The organism is Pseudaquabacterium terrae (assembly GCF_013266755.1).
GTDB classification, from domain to species: Bacteria; Pseudomonadota; Gammaproteobacteria; order Burkholderiales; family Burkholderiaceae_C; genus Pseudaquabacterium; species Pseudaquabacterium terrae.
On the sequence record NZ_JABRWJ010000002.1, the window covers coordinates 856,572 to 879,460 of the forward strand.

General features: G+C 71.6%; 24 protein-coding genes. 10 read left to right on the forward strand and 14 right to left on the reverse strand.

The features are described from left to right. Positions 1–66: 66 nt before the first annotated feature. Positions 67–561: a hypothetical protein gene (locus HLB44_RS08975; RefSeq protein ID WP_173122195.1), complete on the forward strand. Its 495-nt coding sequence runs from the start codon at positions 67–69 to the stop codon at positions 559–561. Between the two features lie 18 nt (positions 562–579). Here HLB44_RS08975 and HLB44_RS08980 read toward each other — a convergent pair whose 3' ends face one another. Together HLB44_RS08980 and HLB44_RS08985 are read right to left on the reverse strand one after the other, a co-directional pair. Then, on the reverse strand, positions 580–1,176 hold the full coding sequence (locus HLB44_RS08980) for a 2-hydroxychromene-2-carboxylate isomerase (protein WP_173122196.1): 597 nt from the start codon (positions 1,174–1,176) through the stop codon (positions 580–582). Between the two features lie 12 nt (positions 1,177–1,188). Next, entirely contained in the window at positions 1,189–1,935 is a 747-nt protein-coding gene (locus HLB44_RS08985; protein WP_343051259.1) for an SDR family oxidoreductase, read from the reverse strand. Positions 1,936–2,060: 125 nt separating this feature from the next. Here HLB44_RS08985 and HLB44_RS37770 point away from each other — a divergent pair, with 125 nt between their 5' ends. Next, entirely contained in the window at positions 2,061–2,864 is an 804-nt protein-coding gene (locus HLB44_RS37770) for a beta/gamma crystallin-related protein (RefSeq protein ID WP_173122198.1), read from the forward strand. A gap of 81 nt (positions 2,865–2,945) precedes the next feature. Here HLB44_RS37770 and HLB44_RS08995 read toward each other — a convergent pair whose 3' ends face one another. The 3 genes from HLB44_RS08995 to HLB44_RS09005 form a co-directional block, all read right to left on the reverse strand. Then, positions 2,946–3,881, reverse strand: coding sequence for an OmpA family protein (locus tag HLB44_RS08995; protein ID WP_173122199.1), 936 nt, complete (start codon positions 3,879–3,881; stop codon positions 2,946–2,948). 53 nt (positions 3,882–3,934) lie between these two features. Then, a complete protein-coding gene (locus tag HLB44_RS09000) occupies positions 3,935–4,330 on the reverse strand; it encodes a DUF4398 domain-containing protein (RefSeq protein WP_173122200.1) in 396 nt (131 codons plus the stop codon). Positions 4,331–4,465: 135 nt separating this feature from the next. Further along, on the reverse strand, positions 4,466–5,392 hold the full coding sequence (locus tag HLB44_RS09005; RefSeq protein ID WP_173122201.1) for a sensor histidine kinase: 927 nt from the start codon (positions 5,390–5,392) through the stop codon (positions 4,466–4,468). A gap of 143 nt (positions 5,393–5,535) precedes the next feature. Here HLB44_RS09005 and HLB44_RS37775 point away from each other — a divergent pair, with 143 nt between their 5' ends. The 3 genes from HLB44_RS37775 to HLB44_RS09020 all read left to right on the forward strand — a co-directional run bounded on the left by HLB44_RS37775 (position 5,536) and on the right by HLB44_RS09020 (position 6,892). Next, complete coding sequence (locus HLB44_RS37775) at positions 5,536–6,339, forward strand: beta/gamma crystallin-related protein (RefSeq protein WP_173122202.1); 804 nt, start codon at positions 5,536–5,538, stop codon at positions 6,337–6,339. A 3-nt stretch (positions 6,340–6,342) separates the two neighbouring features. Next, positions 6,343–6,486, forward strand: a complete 144-nt coding sequence (locus HLB44_RS09015) for a hypothetical protein (protein ID WP_173122203.1) — start codon at positions 6,343–6,345, stop codon at positions 6,484–6,486. Positions 6,487–6,610: 124 nt separating this feature from the next. Beyond that, positions 6,611–6,892, forward strand: a complete 282-nt coding sequence (locus tag HLB44_RS09020; RefSeq protein WP_173122204.1) for a DUF1488 family protein — start codon at positions 6,611–6,613, stop codon at positions 6,890–6,892. Here HLB44_RS09020 and HLB44_RS09025 read toward each other — a convergent pair. The 8 genes from HLB44_RS09025 to HLB44_RS09060 form a co-directional block, all read right to left on the reverse strand. Next, the gene (locus HLB44_RS09025; protein WP_173122205.1) at positions 6,873–7,319 is read right to left on the reverse strand and encodes a (2Fe-2S)-binding protein; all 447 of its coding nucleotides are present in this window, start codon (positions 7,317–7,319) and stop codon (positions 6,873–6,875) included. The genes HLB44_RS09020 and HLB44_RS09025 overlap by 20 nt on opposite strands. Positions 7,320–7,339: 20 nt before the next feature. Beyond that, on the reverse strand, positions 7,340–9,613 hold the full coding sequence (locus HLB44_RS09030) for a xanthine dehydrogenase family protein molybdopterin-binding subunit (protein ID WP_173122206.1): 2,274 nt from the start codon (positions 9,611–9,613) through the stop codon (positions 7,340–7,342). Next, positions 9,610–10,080, reverse strand: coding sequence for a MerR family transcriptional regulator (locus HLB44_RS09035; protein WP_173122207.1), 471 nt, complete (start codon positions 10,078–10,080; stop codon positions 9,610–9,612). The genes HLB44_RS09030 and HLB44_RS09035 overlap by 4 nt, the downstream gene beginning before the upstream one ends. Before the next feature lie 92 nt (positions 10,081–10,172). Further along, a complete protein-coding gene (locus tag HLB44_RS09040) occupies positions 10,173–11,336 on the reverse strand; it encodes an NAD(P)/FAD-dependent oxidoreductase (protein WP_173122208.1) in 1,164 nt (387 codons plus the stop codon). Further along, on the reverse strand, positions 11,333–12,814 hold the full coding sequence (locus HLB44_RS09045) for an amidase (protein ID WP_173122272.1): 1,482 nt from the start codon (positions 12,812–12,814) through the stop codon (positions 11,333–11,335). Before HLB44_RS09045 ends, HLB44_RS09040 begins: the two co-directional genes overlap by 4 nt. Positions 12,815–12,862: 48 nt before the next feature. Next, positions 12,863–13,351: a retropepsin-like aspartic protease family protein gene (locus HLB44_RS09050; RefSeq protein WP_173122209.1), complete on the reverse strand. Its 489-nt coding sequence runs from the start codon at positions 13,349–13,351 to the stop codon at positions 12,863–12,865. After that, positions 13,341–15,575: a putative bifunctional diguanylate cyclase/phosphodiesterase gene (locus HLB44_RS09055; protein ID WP_173122210.1), complete on the reverse strand. Its 2,235-nt coding sequence runs from the start codon at positions 15,573–15,575 to the stop codon at positions 13,341–13,343. Before HLB44_RS09055 ends, HLB44_RS09050 begins: the two co-directional genes overlap by 11 nt. A gap of 22 nt (positions 15,576–15,597) precedes the next feature. Beyond that, positions 15,598–17,043, reverse strand: a complete 1,446-nt coding sequence (locus tag HLB44_RS09060; protein ID WP_173122211.1) for an ABC transporter substrate-binding protein — start codon at positions 17,041–17,043, stop codon at positions 15,598–15,600. 178 nt (positions 17,044–17,221) lie between these two features. Between HLB44_RS09060 and HLB44_RS09065 the strand changes: the two genes are divergently transcribed. The 5 genes from HLB44_RS09065 (at position 17,222) to HLB44_RS09085 (ending at position 22,636) form a co-directional block, all read left to right on the forward strand. Beyond that, positions 17,222–17,905, forward strand: coding sequence for a hypothetical protein (locus HLB44_RS09065; protein WP_173122212.1), 684 nt, complete (start codon positions 17,222–17,224; stop codon positions 17,903–17,905). 93 nt (positions 17,906–17,998) lie between these two features. Further along, complete coding sequence (locus tag HLB44_RS09070; protein ID WP_173122213.1) at positions 17,999–19,114, forward strand: helix-turn-helix domain-containing protein; 1,116 nt, start codon at positions 17,999–18,001, stop codon at positions 19,112–19,114. Positions 19,115–19,195: 81 nt separating this feature from the next. Continuing rightward, positions 19,196–20,848 carry a hypothetical protein gene (locus HLB44_RS09075; RefSeq protein ID WP_173122214.1) on the forward strand — a complete coding sequence of 551 codons (1,653 nt, stop codon included), beginning with the start codon at positions 19,196–19,198 and terminating at the stop codon, positions 20,846–20,848. 17 nt (positions 20,849–20,865) lie between these two features. Next, positions 20,866–21,726, forward strand: a complete 861-nt coding sequence (locus HLB44_RS09080) for an aldo/keto reductase (protein WP_173122215.1) — start codon at positions 20,866–20,868, stop codon at positions 21,724–21,726. A gap of 85 nt (positions 21,727–21,811) precedes the next feature. Beyond that, positions 21,812–22,636, forward strand: coding sequence for an arylamine N-acetyltransferase family protein (locus HLB44_RS09085; RefSeq protein WP_217283570.1), 825 nt, complete (start codon positions 21,812–21,814; stop codon positions 22,634–22,636). Here HLB44_RS09085 and HLB44_RS09090 read toward each other — a convergent pair. Further along, on the reverse strand, positions 22,637–22,889 hold a 253-nt coding region (locus HLB44_RS09090), incomplete at its 5' end, for an NAD-glutamate dehydrogenase domain-containing protein (protein ID WP_173122217.1).

Here is a 22,889-nt window from a genome sequence, read left to right on the forward strand (position 1 = left end):
GGTGATCGGCGACTGCAACGCGGCATCGCTCTCGGATACCCCCGGGCACGGGACTAGACTTCGCCAATGCAAGGCCAGCTCGAGTTTCCGTACAAGACAGTAAAGCGCGTCCTGCCGATGTTGATCGTGGCGGTGGCAATGCCGGCGGCTTGCGCCTACACCGCATGGACGAACACCCGAGGTCTTCGCATTGCCGGCTTCATCACCGCCACGGCGAGTCAGGCGACAACGATCTATTGGTGTCTTGCCGTGATCACCGCGCCGGTGTTGCCCGTGGTGATCTGGACGGTACTGCAGAGTCGCCGTGCGCCCCTTTCGCTTGTGCTGGGTCCGACCAGCATCACCCTGCCACGGGCTTCATTGCGAGGAGAGTGGGTCGAGGTTCCGTACGCGGCGATCCAGAAGACAGGCGTCGAGGTCATCGGCCCCGATAAGCTCTTCGTTGTCGTCTCCACGCTTGGCCGCTTCAATGTGGCAAGGAGTGGGTTTCGAGGATCCGACGATTTTGGTGCTTTCGCGAAGGCGCTTGGCGAGTGTGTGGGTGCAAGGCCACCGCGCTGATTCCGGACCTCTCCGCCGTCATCCCCGCAACAGCGCCTGCCGCACGAAATCCAGCCGGTCCTGGCCGAAGAACAGCCGGTCGCCGACGAAGATGCTCGGCGCGCCGAACGCGCCGCGCTCGACCGCTTCCTCGGTATTGGCGATCAGCGCGGCCTTGACCGCGGGGTCGGCGACCCAGCCGGCGAACGCCGCGGGGTCGATGCCGACAGCGGCCAGCAGCCGCTCCAGCTCCGCCGCGTCGCCCAGGTTGCGCTGGCCGACCCACATCGCCTCGAAGACGGCGTAGGCATAACGGTCGAAATCAGCGGCCGAGAACCGCTGCAAGGCCACGGCGCCGCGCATCAGCGTCAGCGTGTTGATGGGGAAGTACGGGTTGGCCGCGAAGGGCACGCGCCAGTGAGCCGCCCACTGCACGATGTCGCCCATCATCCAGCGCCCCTTCGCGGCGATCAGCACCGGGCTCTGGTTGCCGGTGGCCTTGAACACGCCGCCCAGCAGCATCGGCCGCCAGCGCAATTCGGCGCCGGTCTCGGCGGCGATGCGCGGCAGCTGCGTCGCGGCCAGGTAGGTCGTCGGGCTGCCGAAGTCGAAGAAGAACTCCGCGGTCTTGCTCATGTGTCTCGGTCCTCACCAGGTTTCGATCCAGGGGCGCAGGTCCAGCTCGTGTGTCCAGGCGCTGCGGGGCTGGCAGTGCAGCTGCCAGTAGTTCTCGGCGATCGCTTCCGGGTCGAGGATGCCCTCGCGTTCCTTCAGCGCATATCGGCCGGGGAAATTCTCGGCGATGAACTGCGTGTCGATCGCGCCGTCGATGACGATGTGCGCGACGTGCAGGCCCTCGGGTCCGAGCTCCCGCGCCATGCTCTGCGCCAGCGCGCGCAGCGCATGCTTGGCGCCGGCGAAGGCGCAGAAGCCCGACGAGCCGCGCAGGCTGGCGGTCGCGCCGGTGAAGAGGATGGTGCCGCGGCCGCGCGGGCGCATCACGCGCGCCGCTTCGCGCCCGGCCAGGAAGCCGGCCAGCGCGGCCATCTCCCAGACCTTGCGGTAGACGCGCTCGGTGGTCTCGGTGATGCCGAAGCGCACGTTGGCGCCGATGTTGAAGACCACCACCTCGATCGGCGCGACCTCGGCCTCGATCTGCGCGAACAGCGCGGCCACCTGCTCCTCCTTGCGCGCGTCGGAGGCGAACCCGTGCGCCTGGCCGCCATCGGCGCGGATGCGCTCGACCAGCGGCTGCAGCTTGTCGGCCGTGCGGCGCACGACGCAGGCGATGTAGCCCTCGCGGGCAAAGCGGCGCGCGATCGCGCCGCCGGTGGCGTCGCCGGCGCCGATGACCAGCGCGGCCTTGGTGGCCTGGGGAGGGGGGGATGCGGTCACGGGCGGGTTCTCCATTCACCTGCACGACTCTAGGACGAAACCTACGCGCGCATGCGCAGGCGTCCGATGCGCGCCGGCCAGCGGCAGTTCGCATACTGCCCTGCATCTGTCGTTGGAGAACCATCATGCATGTCCGCACAACCGCGCTGGCGCTGATCGCCATCACCTGGGGTGCGCAAGCCGCCGCCCAGGTCACCTTCTATGCGCGCGAGAACTTCGAAGGTCCCGCGTTCACCACGCAGCAGTACGTGCCGCACCTCGAGCGCCGGTTCGACGACCGGGCGTCGTCGGCGGTGGTCACCAGCAACCGCTGGGAGGTCTGCGAAGAACCCGAGTTCCGCGGCCGCTGCGTCGTGCTGCGACGCGGCAGCTACCCGTCGCTGGCGGCGATGGGCATCGACAACCAGATCTCGTCGGTGCGGGCATTGCGCCAGAACGTCCGTGTCGATGACAGCCGCTATGCGCCGAGCCCGCTGATCTCCGGCGACTTCCGCCGGCGCCACAACGAACGCCTGTTCGAGGCCGAGGTCACCGCCGTGCGCGCGGTGATGGGGCCGCCGGAACGGCGCTGCTGGGTCGAGCGCCAGCAGGTCGTCGAAGACCACGGCCGCAGCAACGTGCCGGGTGCCATCGCCGGTGCCGTTCTCGGCGGCATCCTCGGCCACCAGGTCGGCGGCGGCAGTGGTCGGGACATCGCCACCGGCGTCGGTGCGGTGGCCGGCGCGGCGGCCGGCTCGCGCATCAACAGCCGGGACGAACGGGTGGGCTACCGTGACGTGCAGCGCTGCTCCGAGGTGCCGGCCGGCGCGCGGCCGAGCCACTACGACGTGACCTACCGCTTCCGCGGCCAGGAGCACACGATGCAGACGACCACGCCGCCGGGGGCGACGGTGACCGTCAACCGCCTGGGCGAACCGCGCGCGGCCTGATCGGGCCCGCTGATCCGGCCGGCTGATCCGGCCGGCAAACCGACAAGCCGCCGAGGCCCTGCCTCGGCGGCTTCCTGTGCTTTAGCGACGCGTACGGATCGGTTGGTCGTTCTCGGCGATGTAGATCTCGACGCGGCGGTTCAGCGCCCGGTTGGTGTCGGTGATGTTGTCGGCGACGGGATAGTCCTCGCCGTAGCCGACCGTCGTCACGCGCTGCCCGGACACGCCCATGCCGGCGAGCATCGCGTTGACCGCATCGGCGCGGCGGCGCGACAGCACTTCGTTGGTCGCGGCGGTGCCGACGTTGTCGGTGTGGCCCTCGATCAGGATCACGCGGCCCGGATACACCTGCAGGAACTCGGCCAGCTTGCGCAGCGAGCCCTGGGCGGCCGGCTTGATCGCGGCCTGGTTGGTTTCGAACAACACGTCACCCAGCGTCACCAGCAGCCCGCGTTCGGTTGGCGTGGCCTGCAATGCGCTCAGGCGCTGCTGCAGTTGGGCGGTCTGCTGTTGCGCCTCGGTGGCCTGGGCCTGGGCCAGCGCGCTGCGCTGGTCGGCGCTGTCGGCACGCTGCGCGGAGACGGCGGCCTGTTCACGCGCCATGCCGGCCTGGGCCAGCGCGACGCCGGTCTGGGCGCGGGCGCGTTGCGCCTCGGCGGTGCGCAGGTCGGCGCGAATGCGTTCACGCTCGACCTGTGCGCCGGCGATCGCGGCTTCGTTGCCCTTGGCCTGGGCGGCAGCCATCGCGGTGCGGGCCTGCTGACCTGCAATGTACGCGGCACTGTCAATGGCGGCCGGCGACGAGCGGTCCTCGGCGAACAGCGTGTTCGCGCGTTGCAGCGCATCGACGGCTTTCTTCAGCTCCAGCGGGGCGAGCGCCGCGACCGCGGGATCGGCTTCGGCCTGGCGCAGCGCGGAGCGCGCTTCGACGAGTGCCGGCGGCGGCATGGGCGTGGTGGCGCAGGCGGCGAGCAGCAGGCTGCCCAGCAGCGCGCCGGTGGTGAGGGTGTGCTTCATGCTTCGGTTCTCCGGAATTCGGGAGGCGGCCACGCGGCCGCGGTCGATGGTGTTCACTTGCGGCCCGCTTCTTCGCGCAGCTGGCGCAGCCCTTCGCGCACTTCGGCCAGCGCGCGCTGCGAACGCAGGGCCCGTGCCTGGGCATCGGCGAGCGTGGCGTCGGCCTCGGCCTGCTCGGCCAGCTCGCGCGCGAGCACGTGGTCGCCGGCCGTGCGGGCAGCGTCGGCGCGTGCGATCTTGTTGCGCGCAGCGGCCAGCAGCATGGGCGAGTCGGCGGCGGCGGTGGAGTTGGCGTGTTCCACAGCGGCCTGGCCGACGGCCAGTTGTTCATTCGGCGGCGGCGTGCTGGCGCAGGCCGACAACAGCAGCAGGGCGCCGGTGGCGGCGCCGAACGCGGCGCTCAGGGCGATGTCGGGCAGGCTCCGGCGGGTTGGGGCGGTGCGGCGCATGGCTGCTCCCTCTCGGTGTGGCACCGCGGCCGGCTTGACGGGCGAAGGCCCGTTCCGCTGAAGTGGTGGAGCACTCTGGGTTGTTGCCCATTGGTGGTCCATCAGACAAGCCGACGACCGCCTGTGGGACAAGCGCTACAGCGGATCGACGGCCGCGGCCGCTGCCAGCGTGGAGACCGGCAGGCTCATCAGAATCAGTGCGCCTTGCCCCGGCGACGACTCGATCGCCAGCGTGCCGCCCTCGGCCTCGACGCGGAAGCGCATGCCGACCAGGCCGTACGCGGCCCGGGTGGCGGTGTGCGGGTCGAAGCCGATGCCGTCGTCGCGCACGGAGGCCTGCACTTCATCCTGGTTCAGCGCCAGCTTGATCCAGACGTTGCGTGCCTGCGCGTACTTGGTGATGTTGTTGACGGCCTCCTGCACCAGCCGGTAGACCACCAGCTCGGCATTCGGCCGCAGCCGGATCGGCTCGATCGCGCAGTGGACTTCGATGTCCGAGACCTCGGTGAACTCGCGGCACAGGATCTGCAGCGCCGTCGCCAGGCCCAGCAGCGTCAGCGCCGAAGGCCGCAGGTTCTCGATGATGCGGGCCTTCATCGCGCCGATGCTGTTGAGCGTCTCGACCAGGTGGGCGAGCCGCTCCTGTGCGTCGGGCGCGCTGCCGGCCAGCCGCGACTTGATGCGCGCCGCATCCAGCCGGGCCGAGGTGAGCAGCGAGCCGAGCTCGTCGTGCAGCTCGCGCGCCAGGCGGTTGCGCTCGTCCTCGCGTGCGGTCTGCAAATGCTGGGTCAGGTCGGTCAGCTGCGCGGTGCGCTGCGTCACATCGAACTGCAGCCGGTCGTTCGCCGACTGCACCAGCTGCTGCGCCTCGCGCTGCTGCCGCGCGAGCGCAGCAGTCTGCCGCAGGAAGAGCACCAGCGCGATCAGGCTCGCCGCGCTCAGCGCCGCCACGCTGTACGAACCCTCGCTGGCGAGCAGGAACAGCAGCAGCACCGTCGTCACGACGACCAGCGGCGCGGTGAACGGGCGGCGCTCGAGCACGCTCAGCAGGTTCGTGGCCATGACGACCCTAGGACAACGACTACCGTGGCTCGCGTGGACGTCCGATGGCCGCGCCCGACGATGCTTCGCACACTCGGCCAGTCCCACGAACACCGCGGTTGCCGATCGGCTTCGGTGCATTTCACAGCCCACCGGAGAAACTCATGAAGATCCGCACAATCGCACTGGCGCTGGTCGCCCTCACGGCCACCGCGCACGCCACGGCCCAGGTCACTTTCTACGAGAACGAGGGCTACGAAGGCCGCTCGTTCACGACGCAGGAGCAGGTGCGCAACTTCCAGCGCCGCTTCAATGACCGCGCGTCCTCCGCGGTGGTCACCAGCAACCGCTGGGAGGTCTGTGCCGACGCCGACTTCGGCGGCCGCTGCGTGGTGCTGCGCCGGGGCAACTACCCGTCGTTGGCCGCGATGGGCCTGGACGACCGCGTGTCCTCGGTGCGCGCCGTCGGCAGGCAGGCCCGCGTCGACGACGAGCGCTACGCGCCCTCGCCGCTCATCGATCGCGACTACCGCCGGCGCGGCGGCGAACGGCTGTACCAGGCCGACGTGACCTCGGTGCGCGCCGTGATGGGCCCGCCGGAGACCCGCTGCTGGGCCGACCGTGAGCAGGTCCCCGACCACGGCCGCAGCAATGTGCCGGGTGCGGTCGTCGGCGCGGTCCTCGGCGGCATCCTCGGTCACCAGGTCGGCGGCGGTAGCGGCAAGCAGATCGCCACGGTCGGCGGCGCGGTCGCCGGCGGCGCCATCGGCGCCCGCACCGGCCGCGACGACAACGGCCGGCCCGGCTCGTTCCGCGACTTCCAGCGCTGCAGCGAGACGGCGGCGCGCCAGCGGCCGGACCATTGGGACGTGACCTACCACTTCCGGGGCCAGGAGCACCGCGTGCAGATGACCGCGCCGCCCGGACAGACGGTGACCGTCAACCGTGACGGCGAGCCGAGGGCCTGAACGATGAACACGAGCTCGATGCTGATGACCGGTCTCGCCGCACTGGGCGGGATCGCCCTCGTGGCGTGGATAGGGTGGGCCATCGCCAGCGTGAACGACGATCTGCGCGGGTTGGATGGGTTCGAGGGCATGCATCTCGAGGACTGAGCGCAGGAGGGGATGGAACTGCTTTATCGGCCTGTGCGGCCGGGTTGTCGGTGCGCAAGCGCACAGACACGATCCGGCGCTCGGGCCACCATCGAGCCTCCATCAGAACGACTCGAGCTCCCCCATGTCCCAGGAACCCTTCTTCGACCAGCCGTCCGGCACGGTGCGTTTCTGGGTCGAGATCGACGGCCAGCTGATCGGTGCCAGCATCGGCACGCAGACGCTGCACTACCGCTACCAGCCGACCCGCCACGACGACGATCCGATGGTGACCTACGCCGCCCATGCCGCCGAGATCGAAGCCGCGGTCAGGCGCCGCGTGGCGGGGGGCTCGCGCCACCCGGTGATGCTGCGCGATCACGACATGCAGCCGCAGGCCGAACCGGTCAGCCCGCCGCCTGCCTGATGGCCGCTCTGATCCTGGGATAGGTGCCGCAGCGGCACAGGTTGCCGCTCATCGCCTGCGCGATCTGTGCGTCGTCGGGTTTCGGCGTCGTTTTCAGCAGTGCGCAGGCGCTCATCAGCTGGCCGCTCTGGCAGTAGCCGCATTGCACGACATCGAGCTCATTCCAGGCCTTGCGCAGCGCCTGGATCTCGGGCCCTTGCACGCCCTCGATCGTGGTCACCGCCTTGCCGGCGCAGGCCGCGACCGGCGTCACGCAGCTGCGGATCGGTGCGCCGTCGAGGTGCACGGTGCAGGCGCCGCACAGCGCCATGCCGCAGCCGAACTTGGTGCCGGTCAGCTGCACCTCGCCGCGCAGCACCCACAGCAGCGGCGTGTCGGGCTCGGCCTTGACGGTGACCGGCTTGCCGTTGATCGAAAGGGTGGTCATGTCGAATAGGTGTTAGGGGATCAGGTCAGCTTCAGCGGCAGCGTGCGCAGCCGCTGACCGGTGAGCGCGAAGAGCGCATTGGCGACGGCCGGCGCGATCGGCGGCGTGCCGGGTTCGCCAACGCCTTCGGGCGCCGCCGTGCTGGCGACGATCTCGGTCTCGATCGCCGGGCATTCGTCGTAGCGCAGCATCGGCTGCTCGTGGAAGTTGTGCTGCTGCACCTGGCCCTTATCGAGCGTGATCTCGCCGTACAGCGCTGCCGACAGGCCGAAGACGATCGCGCTTTCCATCTGCTGGCGGACGCCGTTCGGGTTGACCGGAAAGCCGCAGTCGATCACCGCGACCACGCGGTGCACGCGGATGCGCTTGTCCGCTGCCAGCGACACCTCGGCGACCTGCGCGACCACCGAGCCGAAGGATTCGTGCAGCGCGATGCCGCGCGCCTGCTTGGCGCCGTCGGCGGTGTCGGCCAGCGGCGCGCCCCAGCCGGCGAGCGACGCGGCGCGTTGCAGCACCTGCAGATGGCGCGGATGGTTCTGCAGCAGAGAGACGCGGAAGGCCAGCGGGTCCTGGCCGGCGGCCACGGCCATCTCGTCGACGAAGCCTTCCTTGAAGAACGCGTTGTGCGAATGGCCGACCGAGCGCCAGAAGCCGACCGGCAGCGGCACGTCGACGATCGCATGGCCGATGCGCGCGTTCGGCCATTCGTAGGGCTGGTCGAAGGCGCCTTCGGCGGTGGTCTTGTCGGGGCCGGCGCCGGGCAGGCCGAACTGGCGCTTGACCACCTGGTGCACGATCGACGGCGCGGCCGACACGGCGCTGAAGGCGACCGGCTTGCCCTGGGCATCGAAGCCGGCGCGGTAGCGCGCGACCGCGGGCGGGCGGTAGAAGTCGTGCGTCATGTCTTCCTCGCGCGACCAGAAGGTCTGCACCGGCTTGTCCGGCAGCGCGCGCGCGATGGCCGCCGCCTGGGCGATGAAGTCGACCTCCAGCCGGCGGCCGAAGCCGCCGCCGAGCAGCGGGATCTCGAGCCGGATGCGTTCCTTCGGAATCGCCATCGCCTCGGCCGCCGCGGCGATCGCGAAATCGGGCACCTGCGTCGGCGCCCAGACCGTCGCGCTGCCGTCGTTGCGCAGCAGGACGGTGCAGTTCTGCGGCTCCAGCGTCGAGTGCGCGAGCGGCGGCGCGCGGTACTCGGCGTCGATCGTTTTCGCGGCGGCCTGCAGTGCGGCGGCGGTATCACCACTGTCGTGGTACGTGAAGTGATTGTCGCGGTCCAGCGCCGCGGCCAGCTGCTGCATCAGCGTGGGCGTCGACAGGCCCGCGGCCGGGCCGGGGTCCCATTGCACGTCGAGCGCCTTGACGGCCTGCATCGCATGCCACGGCGTGTCGGCGATCACCGCGACGCCGGCGGTGCCGCCGCGCAGCGCCGGCACCATCAGCGCCTGCTTGAAGCCGGGCAGCGCACGCGCGGCCTTGTCGTCGAAGCCGCTGGCGCGGCCGCCGAGCGTCGGGCACAGCCGCACGCTGGCGTACAGCAGCCCGGGCGGCAGCTGGTCGATCGCGAAGCGTGCGCTGCCGTCGCCCTTCGACGCGCTTTCGAGCCGGCGCTGCGGCTGGCCGATCAGCGTGAAGCGTGCCGGGTCCTTCAGCACCGGCGCCGACGGCAGCGGCTGGCGCGCGGCGGCCTCGGCGAAGGCGCCGAAGCGCGACTGCTTGCCGCTGGCTGCATGCCGCAGCACGCCCGAACGCACCTCGATCTCGGCGGCCGGCACGCCCCAGGCTTGCGCGGCGGCACCGACGAGCATCGCGCGCGCCGACGCGCCGGCCTCGCGCATCGGGCCCCACAGGTCCTTGATGCTCGACGAGCCGCCGGTGGCCATGATGCCGATCTCGCGCATCGACTTCGCGGTCATCCAGCCGGCGATGCGCTTGACGCTGCCCTTGTCGTCCGGATGGAAGGGCAGCGAATCGACGACCGTGGCCAGGTTGTTGTAGATGCTGTCGATCGGCGCCATCTCGGTCGTGATCGTCGACCAGTCGGCATCGAGCTCCTCGGCCAGCAGCATCGCCAACGCGGTGTGGATGCCCTGGCCCATCTCGCTCTTGGCGAGCAGCACCGTCACGCGGTCGTCCGCGCCGACCTTGACCCAGCCGTTCAGCGCGGCCTGGCCGGGCTGCGTCGGCAGCGGCGCCGAGGGTGTCAGCCGCTGGCGCACCGGCAACAGCGACCAGCCCAGCATCAAGGCGCCTGCGGCACCGAGGGTGCCGAGCACGAAATAGCGGCGCTTCATGCGGTGGTCTCCGGTTGAAGGCGGGCGCCGCGCGCAGTCGGCGCGCCGGCGGCGAGAAAGTCGATCAGGAAGCGGCACTCGGGATCGGTGATGCGCTCGAGCCGGCCGGCGGCGGCGTCGGCCAGGTAGCCGCGCAGCAATCCGAGCCGCGCCAAGCGGGCATCGATCTGCGACAGCTGCGCGCGGGCCATCGCCTGCAGTGCCTCGGCATCGAGCGGCCCGCCGTCGTGCGCCGCGAGCACCAGCGCGACCTCGCGCAGCGTGAAGCCGAGCTCCTTCAGAAGCCGGATCGCCTGCAGCCGGGCGACCGACTCTTCGGGATAGTGGCGGTAGCCGTTGTCGCCGCGCCGCGGCGGCGGCAGCAGGCCTTCGGATTCATACAGGCGCAGCATGCCGCGCGTGACGTCGGCGGCGGCGCACAGGCGCGCGGTGGTCAGCGCCACGGAGGCGGAGTCGGCGAGGGGCATCGACGGCAGGGCAACAAACCAGAGGAGCGGGCAGGATAAACCCGGCACCTGGGTGCCATGTCAAGCCCCGGATCGGCGCGGGGCGATGGCGGTCAGGCGCTCGGGCCGAAGCGGGTCGGCGCCAGCCGCGCCGGCTCGACGCCGGCCGCCTGCAGCTCGGGCGGCAGCGCCACGCCGCGCCACAGCGCGGCTGCCAGCGCACCGGCGGCCCAGGCGGTCTGGATGCCGTAGCCGCCCTGGCCGCAGAGCCAGAAGAAGCCGTTCACCGCGCCGTCCCAGCCGATCACCAGCTCACCGTCGGGCGCGAAGGTGCGCAGGCCGGCCCAGGTGCGTTGCGGGCGGCGGATCTCGAGCGTCGTGCACTGCTGGATGCGGTGAATGCCGAGCGCGATGTCGAGCTCCTCGGGCTGCACGTCGTGCGGCGGCACCGGGTCGACGTTGGCCGGGCTGCCGAGCAGGCGGCCGGCGTCGGGCTTGAAGTACCAGCTGTCGTCGACGCGGTCGACCGCCGGCCAGTGCCGCACGTCGATGTCGGCCGGCGCGGCGAAGCTGAAGGCGCTGCGACGGTTCGGCTGCAGGCCGCGCGGTCGTGCACCGGCGATCGTCGCGACGGCGTCGGCCCAGGCGCCGGCGGCGTTGACCAGCGTGTGCGTCGTGACCTGGCTGCCATCGTCCAAGGTGAGCGTCCAGCCGGCCGCGTTGCTTTCGGCGCGCGCCAGCCCGGCGCCGCAGCGCAGCGTCGCGCCTGGGCCGCTCAGCGGGTGCCGCGCGCCGCGCAGGAAGCCGTGGTGCAGCGCATGCACGTCGATGTCCATCGCATCGGCTTCCCACAGGCCGCCGAGCAGGCCCAGCGGGCGCAGCACCGGGCACAGCGCTCTTGCCGCAGCGGCGTCGATGCGCTGGATCACGCTGCCGGTCGCGCGCAGTTCGGCTTCCACCTCGTCGAGACGGGCCTCGTCGCCGGACCAGCCGATGTACAGCGCGCCGCGCGGCTGCAGCAACGGCAGCTCGGTGAACCCGGCCGGCGGCGCGGTGTAGAAACCGCGGCTCGCGCGCGTCAGCGCCCGCGCCTGCGGCGGGCCGTAACTCTCCATGAACATCGCCGCGCTGCGGCCGGTGGTGTGGTAACCGGGCTGCGATTCGCGTTCGAGCAGCAGCACGCGCGCATGCGGCGCGAGCTGATACGCCAGCGATGCACCGGCGATGCCGGCGCCGACGATCGCGCAGTCGAACGGTTCGGCGGGGGTGTCGTTCATGTCGGTGGGTCGGTGACGATGGATTTGAGCTCGGGCCGCGGCGTGCGCAGCGCAGCGAGATCCGGCCGCGGCCGGGCCAGCACCGGATCGGCGGCGAACGCGGCTTCGAAAGCCCGCGCCGCGGCCAGCAGCGGCGCATCGCCATGCAGGCGGCCGATCAGCTGCAGGCCGAACGGCAGGCCGCGTTCATCGCGCCCGCAAGGCAGCGCCAGCGCCGGATGGCTGGTCAGCGTGATCACGTAGGTCAGCGCCAGCCAGTGGTAGTAGTTGCGCTGCGGCCGGCCCTGCACGGTGTCGGCGAACCACTGCGTCCACGGAAACGGCGACAGCGGCGTCACCGGCGCGACGATCAGGTCGTGGCGTTCGAGCAGCGCGGCCAGCGCACGCTGCAGCCGCGCCTGCTCGGCGCCGGCGGCGGCGCGGTCGGCGAGCGTGAAGCCGGCGGCGAGCTCCAGGTTGGCGCGTACATTGGGCGATAGGCTCTCGGGCCGCTCGCGCCAGGCCGGCAGCTGATCGGCGAGAAAGCCTTCGGCGCGCAGTACGTCGAAGGCGCGGTCGGCATCGCCATACGGAAAATCCACCGCTTCGAGCCGCCCGACCCGCGGCGCGATCGCCGCCAGGCGGTGGCGGAAGACGCGGCGGATGTCGTCGTCGACCGCGCAGGCGCCGAAGTCTTCGCTGAAGCCGATCGACAGACGCGACAGGTCGGGCAGCGGCAGCGGCTCGAAACGCGCGCCCGACCACGGGTCGCGCGCATCGAAACCGCTGATCGCCCGCAGCATCAGCTCGAGGTCGCCGACCGAGCGCGCCATCGGGCCGGTCGCCCACAGCGTGCCGAAGCCGAGCGCACGGCGCTCGCTGGGCACCACGCCGAGCGAGGGCCGGAAGCCGACGATGCCGCACAGCGCTGCGGGCGTGCGCAGCGAGCCGCCGAGGTCCGAGCCGGTCGCCAGCGGCAGGTAATCGAGCGCCAGCGCGGCCGCCGAGCCGCCCGACGAGCCGCCGGCATTCAGCGTCGGGTCGAACGGATTGCCGGTCGCGCCCCAGACCGCATTGCGCGTGTTCGCGCCGGCGCCGGAGTCCGGCGTATTGGTCTTCGCGAGCACGATCGCGCCGGCGGCTTTGAGGCGCTGCACCAGCAGGCAGTCGGCGGTGGGCACGTGGTTGCGGAAGGCGATGTTGCCGTAGGTCGTGCGCAGGCCGGCGGTGTCTTCCAAGTCCTTGATGCCGACCGGCAGGCCGTGCAGCGCACCGAGCGGCTCGCCGCGCATCACGGCGGCCTCGGCGGCGCGGGCTGCGGCACGGGCGCGGTCGAAGTCGGTGGCGCAGAGCGCGTTGACCGCCGGCTCGAAGGTGGTGATGCGGGCGATGCAGTCATCGAGCAGTTCGACCGGCGACAGCTGCTTCGCACCGATCAGGCGGCGTTGCGTGGAGGCCGGCAGCGTCGCCGGCGTTGAAGCATCGAGCAGGTGCGGCATCGGGCGATCTTGCATCACACCCACTCCCTGGCGAAACCCCGCGGGGTTCTATCGTTCCCCCATCTCGATCCTCAACACCCCCTCTCGCTGCTGCCAGCGCAGCTTGCCCAGCACGTTCATCCCCAGCAGCGGCTGCGGTCCCAATCCCGGCAACGCGGTGATGCGCAGCCGCTCCGCGCGCACGCCGCCTTCGAGTGCGACATCGGCGCGCATCAATTGCCCGCGCGCCGGGCCGTTGGCGGTCATCGACGTCGCTTCGCCTTCCGACTTCAGCCCCAGCTCGGCCGCCAGTGCGGTCGAGATCGCGGTGCCGGTGGCGCCGGTGTCTATCAGGAAGGTGACGCGGCGGCCGTTGATCTCGCCCGGCCAGTGGTAGTGCCCGTCCTCGGCGCGCCGGATCTCGATCACGCCGTCACCGGCGACGAAGCGCGTCTGCCGCGCCTGGTGCTGCCAGGCCTGGATGCCGAAGAAGAGGGCCAGCGCGACGAGGATCCAGATCGTGGCGACCTTCAGGGTGCTGGGAAGCTCATGCTGCATGCGTCGGAGTGTCGCCGACCGCACGGTTCAGCCACCGCTCTTCGAACTCCGCCGGATGCACCGGCTCGCCGAAGAGGAAGCCCTGCACCAGGTCGCATTCCTGCTCGGCGAGGAATTGCAGCTGCTGCGCCGTCTCGACGCCCTCGGCGACCACCGACAGCCCGAGTCCCTTGCCCATGCGGATGGTCGCGGTGACGAGCGCGCGGTCGTCGGGGTCTTGCCCTAAGTCGCGCACGAATTCGCGGTCGATCTTCAGCGTGTCGAACGGAAAGCGCTTCAGGTACGACAGCGACGAGTAGCCGGTGCCGAAGTCGTCCATCGCCAGCCGCACGCCGAGCTCACCCAGCGCCAGCAGCGTTTCGCGCACCTCGGGCTGGTTGCGGATCAACAGGCCCTCGGTGACCTCGATCTGCAGCGCGCCGGCCGGCAGCGCGTGGCTGGCCAGGCACTCGCGCACCTGCGCCAGCAGCTTGTCGCCGCGGAACTGGCGCGGCGAGACGTTGACGGCCATGCGGAAGTCCGGCGCGCCGGCGTTGCGCCAGGCGGCGAGCTGCGCGCACGCGCGGCGCATGACCCAGTCGCCGATCTCGACGATCAGGCCGGTGTGCTCGGCCACCGAGATGAAGGCATCGGGCCCGACCAGCCCGTCATCGGGACTGTTCCAGCGCAGCAGGGCCTCGGCGCCGACGACGCGGTGGCTGCTCGTCTCGACGAAGGGCTGGTACAGCAGCACGAGCTCGTCGCGCTGCAGCGCGCCGCGCAGCCGGTGCTCGATCGCCAGCAGGCGCACCGAGCGGTCGTGCACCAGCTGGTTGAAGAAGCGCCAGGTGTTGCGGCCGGCCTCCTTGGCGTCGTACATCGCGAGGTCGGCGTTGCGCAGCAGCAGGCTCGGGTCGTGGCCGTCCTCGGGATAGACCGCGAGGCCGAGGCTGGGGGTGACGACGAGCTCGCTTTCGCCCAAGTGGAACGACGGCGCGAAGGCCTGCAGGATCTTCTCCGCGATGGCCTCGGCATCCTCCGGCGACTTCAGCCCGCCGAGGATCACCAGGAACTCGTCGCCGCCGTGGCGCGCGACGGTGTCCTGCGCGCGCACCGCATGGCGCAGGCGCTGCGCGGCCTGCACCAGCAGCGCATCGCCGACCGCATGGCCGAGCGTGTCGTTGACCTTCTTGAAGTCGTCGAGGTCGAGGAACACCAGCACGACGTGCTCGCCGCTGCGCTGGCAGGCGAGCATCGCCTGCGACAGCCGGTCCATCGCCAGCATGCGGTTGGGCAGGTCGGTCAGCCCGTCGTACTGGGCCTGGTAATGCAGCCGGCCCTCGGCGCGGCGGCGCTCGTCGACCTCGCGTTGCAGCTGCTGGTTGGTGTCCGCCAGCTCCTGTGTGCGCTCGGCCACGCGCGACTCGAGCTCGTCGTGCGCGGCGCGCAGCGCAGCCTCGCGCGCGGCGACCTTGCGGCGCATGGTGTCGAAGGCGGCGCCGAGCTCGGCCAGCTCATCGTCGCCGGCGATCGCGATCGGCTGGCCGACGGCGCCTTCGCCACGCTCGGCCAGCTGCGTCGCCGCGTCGCGCAGGTGCGACAGCCGCCCGGAGACCGAGCGTGCCAGCAGGCCGATCCACAGCGCCAGCGCCGCCAGGCCGATCGCCGCGGTCCACATGAACCAGCTGCGCTGGCGCGCCTGCTGCGCGAGCGCCTGGTCGAAGGCATCGGCCGCGCGCACTTCGGTGCGCTCGGCCAGGGCCTTCAGCTGGTGCGAGATCGACTTGAAGCGCGGGGCCGATTCGAAGGTGGCGATGCGCTGCACTTCGTCCAGCGCCATCACGCGCGCCTGCCGCGTCGCGTTGTTCAGGTCGGCGCGGTAGCGGCGCCAGTGTTCGTTCAGGCTCGCCGCGGCGGTCGGGTCCTGGGGTTTCAGCTCGTCGAGGAAGCTCGCCAGCTCGCGTTCGAAGCCGCTGCTTTCGGCTGATAGGAGCTCGACATGGTCGGACACCGCGAACAGGTCGGTCAGCCGCGGCAGCTCGACCTCCAGCACGCGGATGCGGCTGATCTGCGACTGCAGGCGATTCAGGCGCGCCAGCGGCCGCACCTGCGCGGTGAGGGTCGACTCGAGCCGCGACGCGGCCTCGCGGATCACCTGGTGGCCGACGCCCCACAACGCGATCACCAGCAGGCCGATGCCGGCGAAGCTGATCAGCAGCTTGCGGCGCAGGGTCAGGCGGCGCATCGCAAGTCCGCCGATCGGCTGCTCAGCGCGGCGCCGCCTCGGTGGCGGTCGGGTAGAGCTTGCGGAAGGCCTGCCAGTGCGCGATCTGCTTCGCACGGCCGAGCTTGTCGGTGATCACCTCCCACGCCGCCGCGGTGCGCGCCATCGCCTCCTTGGCGCTCAGCTGGCCGCGCGCGGCGAGCCACAGGTGCTCGTTCAGCGCCGCCAGGTACTGTGCGTCGCCCGGCAGCCCGGTGCCCGAGGGCGCGACGATGGCCAACTCTTCCTGCAGCAGCTGCAACGCCTGCGGCGTGTACAGCGCGCGCACGCGCTCGTCGCGCAGGTGGTTGCGGCGATAGGGGTCGGCGATGCCGTTGGCGGTGACCGAGCGCGTCGCGTTGTCGGGGTCGGTCAGCCACATCGCGAACAGGAAGCCGAGCAGCCGGTTCGGCGCGCGTGCCGGCACGACCAGGTTGTTGCCATAGATGATCTGCGTGCGCCGCACCAGCCGGTCGCCGACGCGCTGGCCGGGCATCGGCACGGCGATGAACTTGCCGCGCACCGCCGATTCGTCGCGGTTCGAGATCTTCGCCGTCGCCGAGGTCAGCACCGTCGCGAAGGCGTTGCCGCGGATGAAGAAGGGCAGCGTGTAGCTGTAGTCCTTGCCGTCCTCCAGCACCTGCGGCGGCGAGAAGGCGACGGTGGCGGCGTAGTGCTCGGTCGCCGCGATGCCGGCCGCGCCGTGGACCAGCGGGCGCATCTGCTCGTCGAACAGTGGCTGGTAAGGCGCCGCGGCCGACAGGTAGCGCGGCAGCCAGTACATCCAGCCGGTGAGCTTCTCGCGCGGTTCGGCCGAGGCGTAGAAGCCGTCCTTGGGCCGATGGAAGAATTCCAGCAGCTGCAGGTACTCGGCCCAGGTACGCGGCGCCGCCAGCTCGCGGCCGTGGCGCTCCTTGAAGCGCGCGCGGTTCGCCGCGTCGTCCATCAGGTCCTGGCGCAGAAACAGCAGCGCGGCGTCGAAGTCAGCGGGAATCGCCATCACCTTGTCGCCGACGTAGGCCTGCAGCCGCGGCAGCAGGTAGCCCGAATCGGCATCCTCCGCCAGCGTGAAGCCGAAGCGGCGCAGCAGCGGCGTCAGGTCCTCGATCAGCTTCGCTTCGGTGAGGTCGGCGTACTCGTGGTTGCGCGCGATCGTCAGGTCGATGTCGGTCGCCGAGCGGATGAACTCCAGCGAGTCGAGCTGCGGCATCACGCTGGCATCGATGACGATGCCGGTGCGGCGCTCCCACTCGCGCTGCAGCTCGAAGTCGCGCCCGAGGAAGGAGACCATGTTGCCCTGCTTGGCGCGCAGCCGCAGCACGCTGTCCGCGCGCAGCTCGCCGCGGGCGATCAGCTCCTTCACTGCGGCGACCGCGCGCTCGGCCTGCTCGCCGGCACGCGGGAGGGTGCAGGCGGCAGCGAGCATCAGGGCGACGAAGAACCGCAGCATCGTGGTCGCTCCTTGGCCGGGTGGGGCCGATGCTCTGCAAGATAGCCGTTCGCGTGGCAGCCGGTCGAAGGAATTGGCGTGCCAAAGTCCCCGAATGCCGGCGTTGGGCATGGGCTGCCTGCATCCCCCCGCAAGTGGGGGGCCGTCATTCAGATGAATGACGAAGGGCGGAATCGCGTTGCCGACACTGCCCCCGGGCGCGACGGTCGTGCCGGAGGACAAGAAGATGTTGAAGCGCGCGGCATGGGCGGCGGTCATCGCGGCGATGGTGGGTGGAACGGCGCAGGCCGCGGTGGTCACGCTGCACGACGAGTCGACGCAAGGCGACATCACGAGCACAACGCCGTTCGTGCTGGCGAACGGGCAGAGCCAGGTGCGCGGTTCGACCGCCGCCTTCTGGGCGCCCGGTGTCGGCGGCCCGATGGACTTCGACCACGTCCAGTTTCGCGTCGCTGCCGGCTCGACGCTGGTCGGCATCGAGTTCGCCTACGACGTGACGTCTACCCGCGGCAATGCGAAGAGCACGATCCGGCAGGCCTACAGCCGCGGCGACAGCACCCAGGTCGTCGAGGACACCGCCGGTGGCGCGGCCTATGCGGGCGTTGCCAGCCTGTTCGACGACGGTGGCTTCAGGCCCATCTCGGGCGACGACGGCTACCAGGGCAACATCACGCTGGGCTTCAGCATGCTCGGCTTCAACATGGCCCTGCCGGGCGAGCATGGCGCCACGAGCTGGGTCAACCACTACACCTTGACCTTCCTGGTCGAGCCCGCAGCGGTTCCGCTGCCCGGCACGCTGGCGTTGAGCGCGCTCGCGCTGGTCGCGCTGGCCGGTGCGACCGCTCGGCGCCGTACGGGCTGAAGGTCCCGGCTCCCGTCGGTCCGGCTACCATCGGCGCCCATCAGGACCGATGGGACGCACCGCGCAACGACGCGCCGCGCGGCGGAGGAACCGATGATCGACGACGCCGCGCTGCGACGCATCTCGCTGGCCGCCTGCGAAGCGGCCACCGCCCCCAGCCGATTGCCGCAGGCACTGCATGACCTGCGCCAGGTGTTCGGCGCCGGCTCGGTCTTTCTGCGCAGCCCGGGCAACACCGAGCACGTCTGGTTCGACATCGGCTCGTCGCCGCAGGCGCGGCGCGACTACGTCGAGAGCTGGTACCAGCATGACCCGTGGGCGAACAGCCCGCACGGCCACCGCAGCTCGCAGGCCGGGCGCTGCTTCATCGGGCGCGAGATCGTGCCGGCGCGAACGGTCCAGCGCTCGGCGTTCTATGCCGACTTCGGCCGCCACCACGGGCTGAAGGACGCGCTGTCGGTGCTGGTCGACGATGGCGCCGACGCGCGTGCGGCGCCGCGCACCATCCTCGCGCTGTTCCGCGCCGAAGGGCAGGGCGAATTCCGGTCGCAGGAGCGCGATGCGCTGGTGGCGCTGCAGCCGATGCTGCGCGTCGCGCTGCGCAACTACCGTCAGGTCGAAGGGCTGCGCCGGGCGGCCGCCGGCGCAGCGGCGGCGCTCGATGCGCTGCCGCATCCGCTGCTGCTGCTGCGCGGCGACGCCGGCATCGAGTACCACAACCCGTCATCGCTCGACGTGCTCGCCAGTGGCCTCGTCGCGACCGCCAGCGGTCGCATCACCGGTCTCGGGAGCTGCGCGGGCTCGCGCTTCGGTGCCGCCGTCGATGCTGCGCGCAGCGGCGCGGCGCAGGCCTTCGGTGTCTCGTTCGTCGATGCCGGCGTGCTGCGCACCGCGGCCGTGCACCTCTCGGCGATGTCGGCACAAGCCGCGCTGCACGCCCAGTGGCCGCGGGCCGAGCTGATGCTGACATTGCGCGTCGACGACAGCGCGCGCATCGTCGCCACGCGCATCGACGCGCTGCGTGCGCGCTGCGGGCTGACGCCGGCGGAGACCCGCGTGCTGGCCGCCTTGTGCGAGGGCCGCTCGGTCGAACAGATCGCCGCCGAGGGTGGCTTGCAGGTGACGACGGTGCGCACGCAGGTGCGCTACCTGCTGTCGAAGACCCGCAGCGCGCGCGCGATCGACCTGGTGCGGCTGGCGCGGGGCTGACGCACGGGCGGCTCGAGTCCGTCAGATACCTGCCGCACCGCGCGCGTCGGTCGAACGCATTCACGTGCCAAACTGACCGTCATGCAATCCGAAGCGCAGGCGCTGCTCGCGCGGTCGCACGCCGCGGCGCTGCTCGGCGACCACCGCGGCGGCCTGGCGCTCGCGCAGCAGGCGCTGCACGGGCTGCAGGCTGACGTGCCCGCCGATCCGGCCGGCCGGGCACTCGCGCAGCAGCTGATCGCGCTGCATCACATGCGGCTGGGCGACGCCGCGGATGCCGCGCAGGCGGCCAGCCAGGCGATCGCCGCATACCGCGCGCTGCAGCAGCCCTCGGGCGTCGCGCATGCGCTGAACGTGCTGAGCCTGGCCTGCATGCGCTTCGGCCTGGCGCGGGAGATGCTGGGTTATGCGCTGCAGGCGCTGGCCCTGGCGCGCCAGTGCGGCGATGCCAGCGCCGAGTGCTTCTCGCTGACGCGCGCAGGCGTGGCCTACGAGGTGCTGGGGAACCCGGCGCTGGCCCGGCGGCACTCGCAGCAGGCGCTGGCGGTGGCTGGGCGCATCGGCGGCGACGAGGAGATCTTCGCCGCGCTGTCCAACCTGGCCAGCAGCGACATGGCGGTGGCCGAGCGCTGCGCACGCGCCGCCGATGCGACCGGCACCGCCGCGGCACTGGCCGAGGGCCAGGCGCATGCCGAGCAGGCCTTGCAGCGCGCCCGGGCGTCCGGCAATACCCACCGCGAGGCGTACGCGCTGGGCGGGCTGTGCGAATCGATGGCCGGGCGCGCCACCCTCGACCAGGGTGCCGCGCTGGTGGCGCAGTACCAGGTGCTGGCGCAGACGCATGGCTACCGCGGCCTCGAGCTGCGCGAAGACTTCGACATCGCCTGCGTGCTGCGCCATCGTGGCCGGCATGCGCTGGCGGTGCAGCGGCTGGAACGGCTGCAGCCGGCCGCGCGCCGCCTCGGCAATCCGGGGCTGCTGCGCCAGATCGAGCACGCGCTGTACGCCTCGAACAAGGCCCTCGGCCGCCACGAGGCCGCGCTGAAGCACCACGAGGCGTTCGCCGCGCTGGAACGCGAGTGGCAGATCCAGCTCGGCGATGCGCACTGGCGCCTGTTGCTGGCGAAGGTGACCGAGCCGGCCTTGCGCGACGAGGCCGAGCGGCTGCGGCGCGAATGGCAGGCCGATCGCGTGCAGGTGCTGGAGCAGGATCTCGAAGCGCGCCGCCTGGCGACCCAGGCCGCGCTGCGCGAACGCAGCGTGCGCGAGGATCCGCTGACCGGCCTGCTGCTGGCACGCGCCAGCGAAGAGGTGCTGGCCGAGCTGCTGCGCGGTGAATCACCGCCCGCGCTGGTGCTGCTGGAGCTGGTGTGGCCCGGCGCGCCGGGCAACGGCCCCGACAGCGTGGCCATGGCCGACGAGCCGATGCTCGCCGCCGCCGGCTGCCGGCTGCGCACGCTGCTGCCGGACGCGGTGCTGCTCGGCCGCCTGGCGGGCGCGCGCTTCGTCATCGTGCCGCCGCAGGCGGCCGCCGCGGCGGCCTGGTGCGAACGTCTGCGCGAGGCCTTCGCCGAGCCGCTCATCGCCGGTCCGCTGGCCCATCCGGCGCCGGGCGTATTGACCGGCTGGGTGCGCGGCTTGCCGGCCGAGCCGGCGACCGGCCTGCTCGGCCGCGCCGACACCGTGTTCGACGAACTGCGCCGAAACCAGGCCGGCGCCGCGTGGCGGCCTTGACCCACGGGAGATCGACGATGAAGACACTGGCCTTGCCCGGCGGCGCGACGATGCCGGCCTTCGGCCTCGGCACCTGGCGCTACGGCGAACAAGCCGGCCGGCGCAGCGCCGAGCTCACCGCGCTGCGCGATGCGCTGGCGCTGGGGTACCGGCTCTTCGACACGGCCGAGATGTACGGCGAGGGCGGCGCCGAGACGCTGCTCGGTCAGGCCATCGCCGATGCGCTGCGGGCGGGCGAGGTGCGGCGCGACGAGCTCTTCATCGTCAGCAAGGTCTATCCGCACAACGCCAGCCGGCGCGGCGTGCCGGCGGCCTGCGAGCGCAGCCTGAAGCGCCTGCAGCTCGAGCGCATCGACCTGTACCTGCTGCACTGGCGCGGCGAACATCCGCTGGCCGAGACGGCCGCGGCGCTGCAGGACCTGGTGGCCGCGGGTCACATCGCGCACTGGGGCGTCAGCAACCTCGACGTCGACGACCTCGAGGAGCTGGCCAAAGCGACCGATCCGTCCGGCGCGCCCTGCGCCGCGAACCAGGTCTACTACTCGCTCGGCGAACGCGGCCCCGAGGCGGCGCTGCTGCCCTGGCAGCGTGCGCGCGGCCTGCCGCTGATGGCCTACAGCCCGATCGACCAGGGCGCGCTGGCGGCGGCCGACATGCTCGGCGCGCTGGCGCAGCCGCTGGGCCTGAGTGCCGCGCAGCTGGCGCTGGCCTGGGTGCTGGCGCAACCGGGCGTGGTCGCGATTCCAAAGACGGCGCAGCGCCCGCATCTGCGCGACAACCTGGCCGCTGCCGCCGTCGAGCTGCCCGCCGACGTGCTCGCAGCGCTCGACCGGCACTTCCCGCCGCCCAAGCGCAAGCGGCCGCTGGCGATGATCTGATCCGCTGGGCTACCGCCCGGATCGGGGCGGCGCCATCCCTCGACCGCAGGGGGTCAGGCGCGGGCGCGATGCGATGATGCGGCCAATGTCCGACTTCTCCCTTGACCACTACCTGCACCGCATCGGCTACAGCGGCGAGCGCACGAACACCTTGCCGGTGCTGGCTGCGCTGCAGCGTGCGCATGCGCAGGCGATTGCTTTCGAAGACCTCGATCCCTGGCTCGGCCGGCCGCTGTCGCTGGATGCCGCCAGCGTCGAGCGCAAGCTGGTGCACGAGGGCCGCGGCGGCTTCTGCTTCGAGCAGAACCTGCTGTTCGCCACCGCGCTGCGCGCGCTCGGCTTCACGGTGCTCGACCTCGCGGCGCGCGTCGGCTGGAACCTGCCCGAGAACGCCACCCGGCCACGCACGCACCGCGTGCTGCTGGTGACCATCGGCGTCACGCGCTACCTTGCCGATGTCGGCTTCGGCGGCCACACGCTGACCGCCCCGCTGCGGCTCGACCGCCGCTCGCCGCAATCGACGCCGCACGGTCCGGCGCGCGTGCAGTACACCGACGGGCTGTACACGACGCAGGTCGAGATCGGCGGCGAATGGCGCGAGCTGTACCGCTTCGACCTGCAGCCGCAGCTGGCGGTCGACTACGAGATGGCCTGCTGGTACGTCTGCCATCACCCGGCGTCGATCTTTCGCACGCAGCTGATCGCCGCGCGCGCGCTCCCCGACGGGCGGCTCGCGCTGCGCGACCGCACGCTGACGTTCTACGGCCTCGACGGGCGCGTCGACTCGCAGGAACTGGGCACGGCCGCCGAGCTGCGCGAGGCGCTCCAGAAGCGCTTCGGGCTGAGCCTCGACGGGGTCGACGGGCTCGACGCAGCGCTCGCGCGCTGCGCCGCCGGCCCGCCGGGCTGATCAGCCCAGCGCCCGCAACTCCCGCAGCGCCACCGACAGCATCGCCGCGTCCGGCACTGTCACCGCGCGCAGCTCGGCCATCAGTTGCGAAGCACGTTCCAGCGCGCGCGCGTTGTCGGTGACCCAGGCAGCGACCAGCGCGGCCGGCTCGGCATCGCTGCTGCCGGCGGCCAGCACCGCGCCGGTGATGCCGCGCTGCAGGCTCTGCAGGTCGTCGAGCATCGCGCCCTTGGCGAGCATCTGCCAGTGCTGG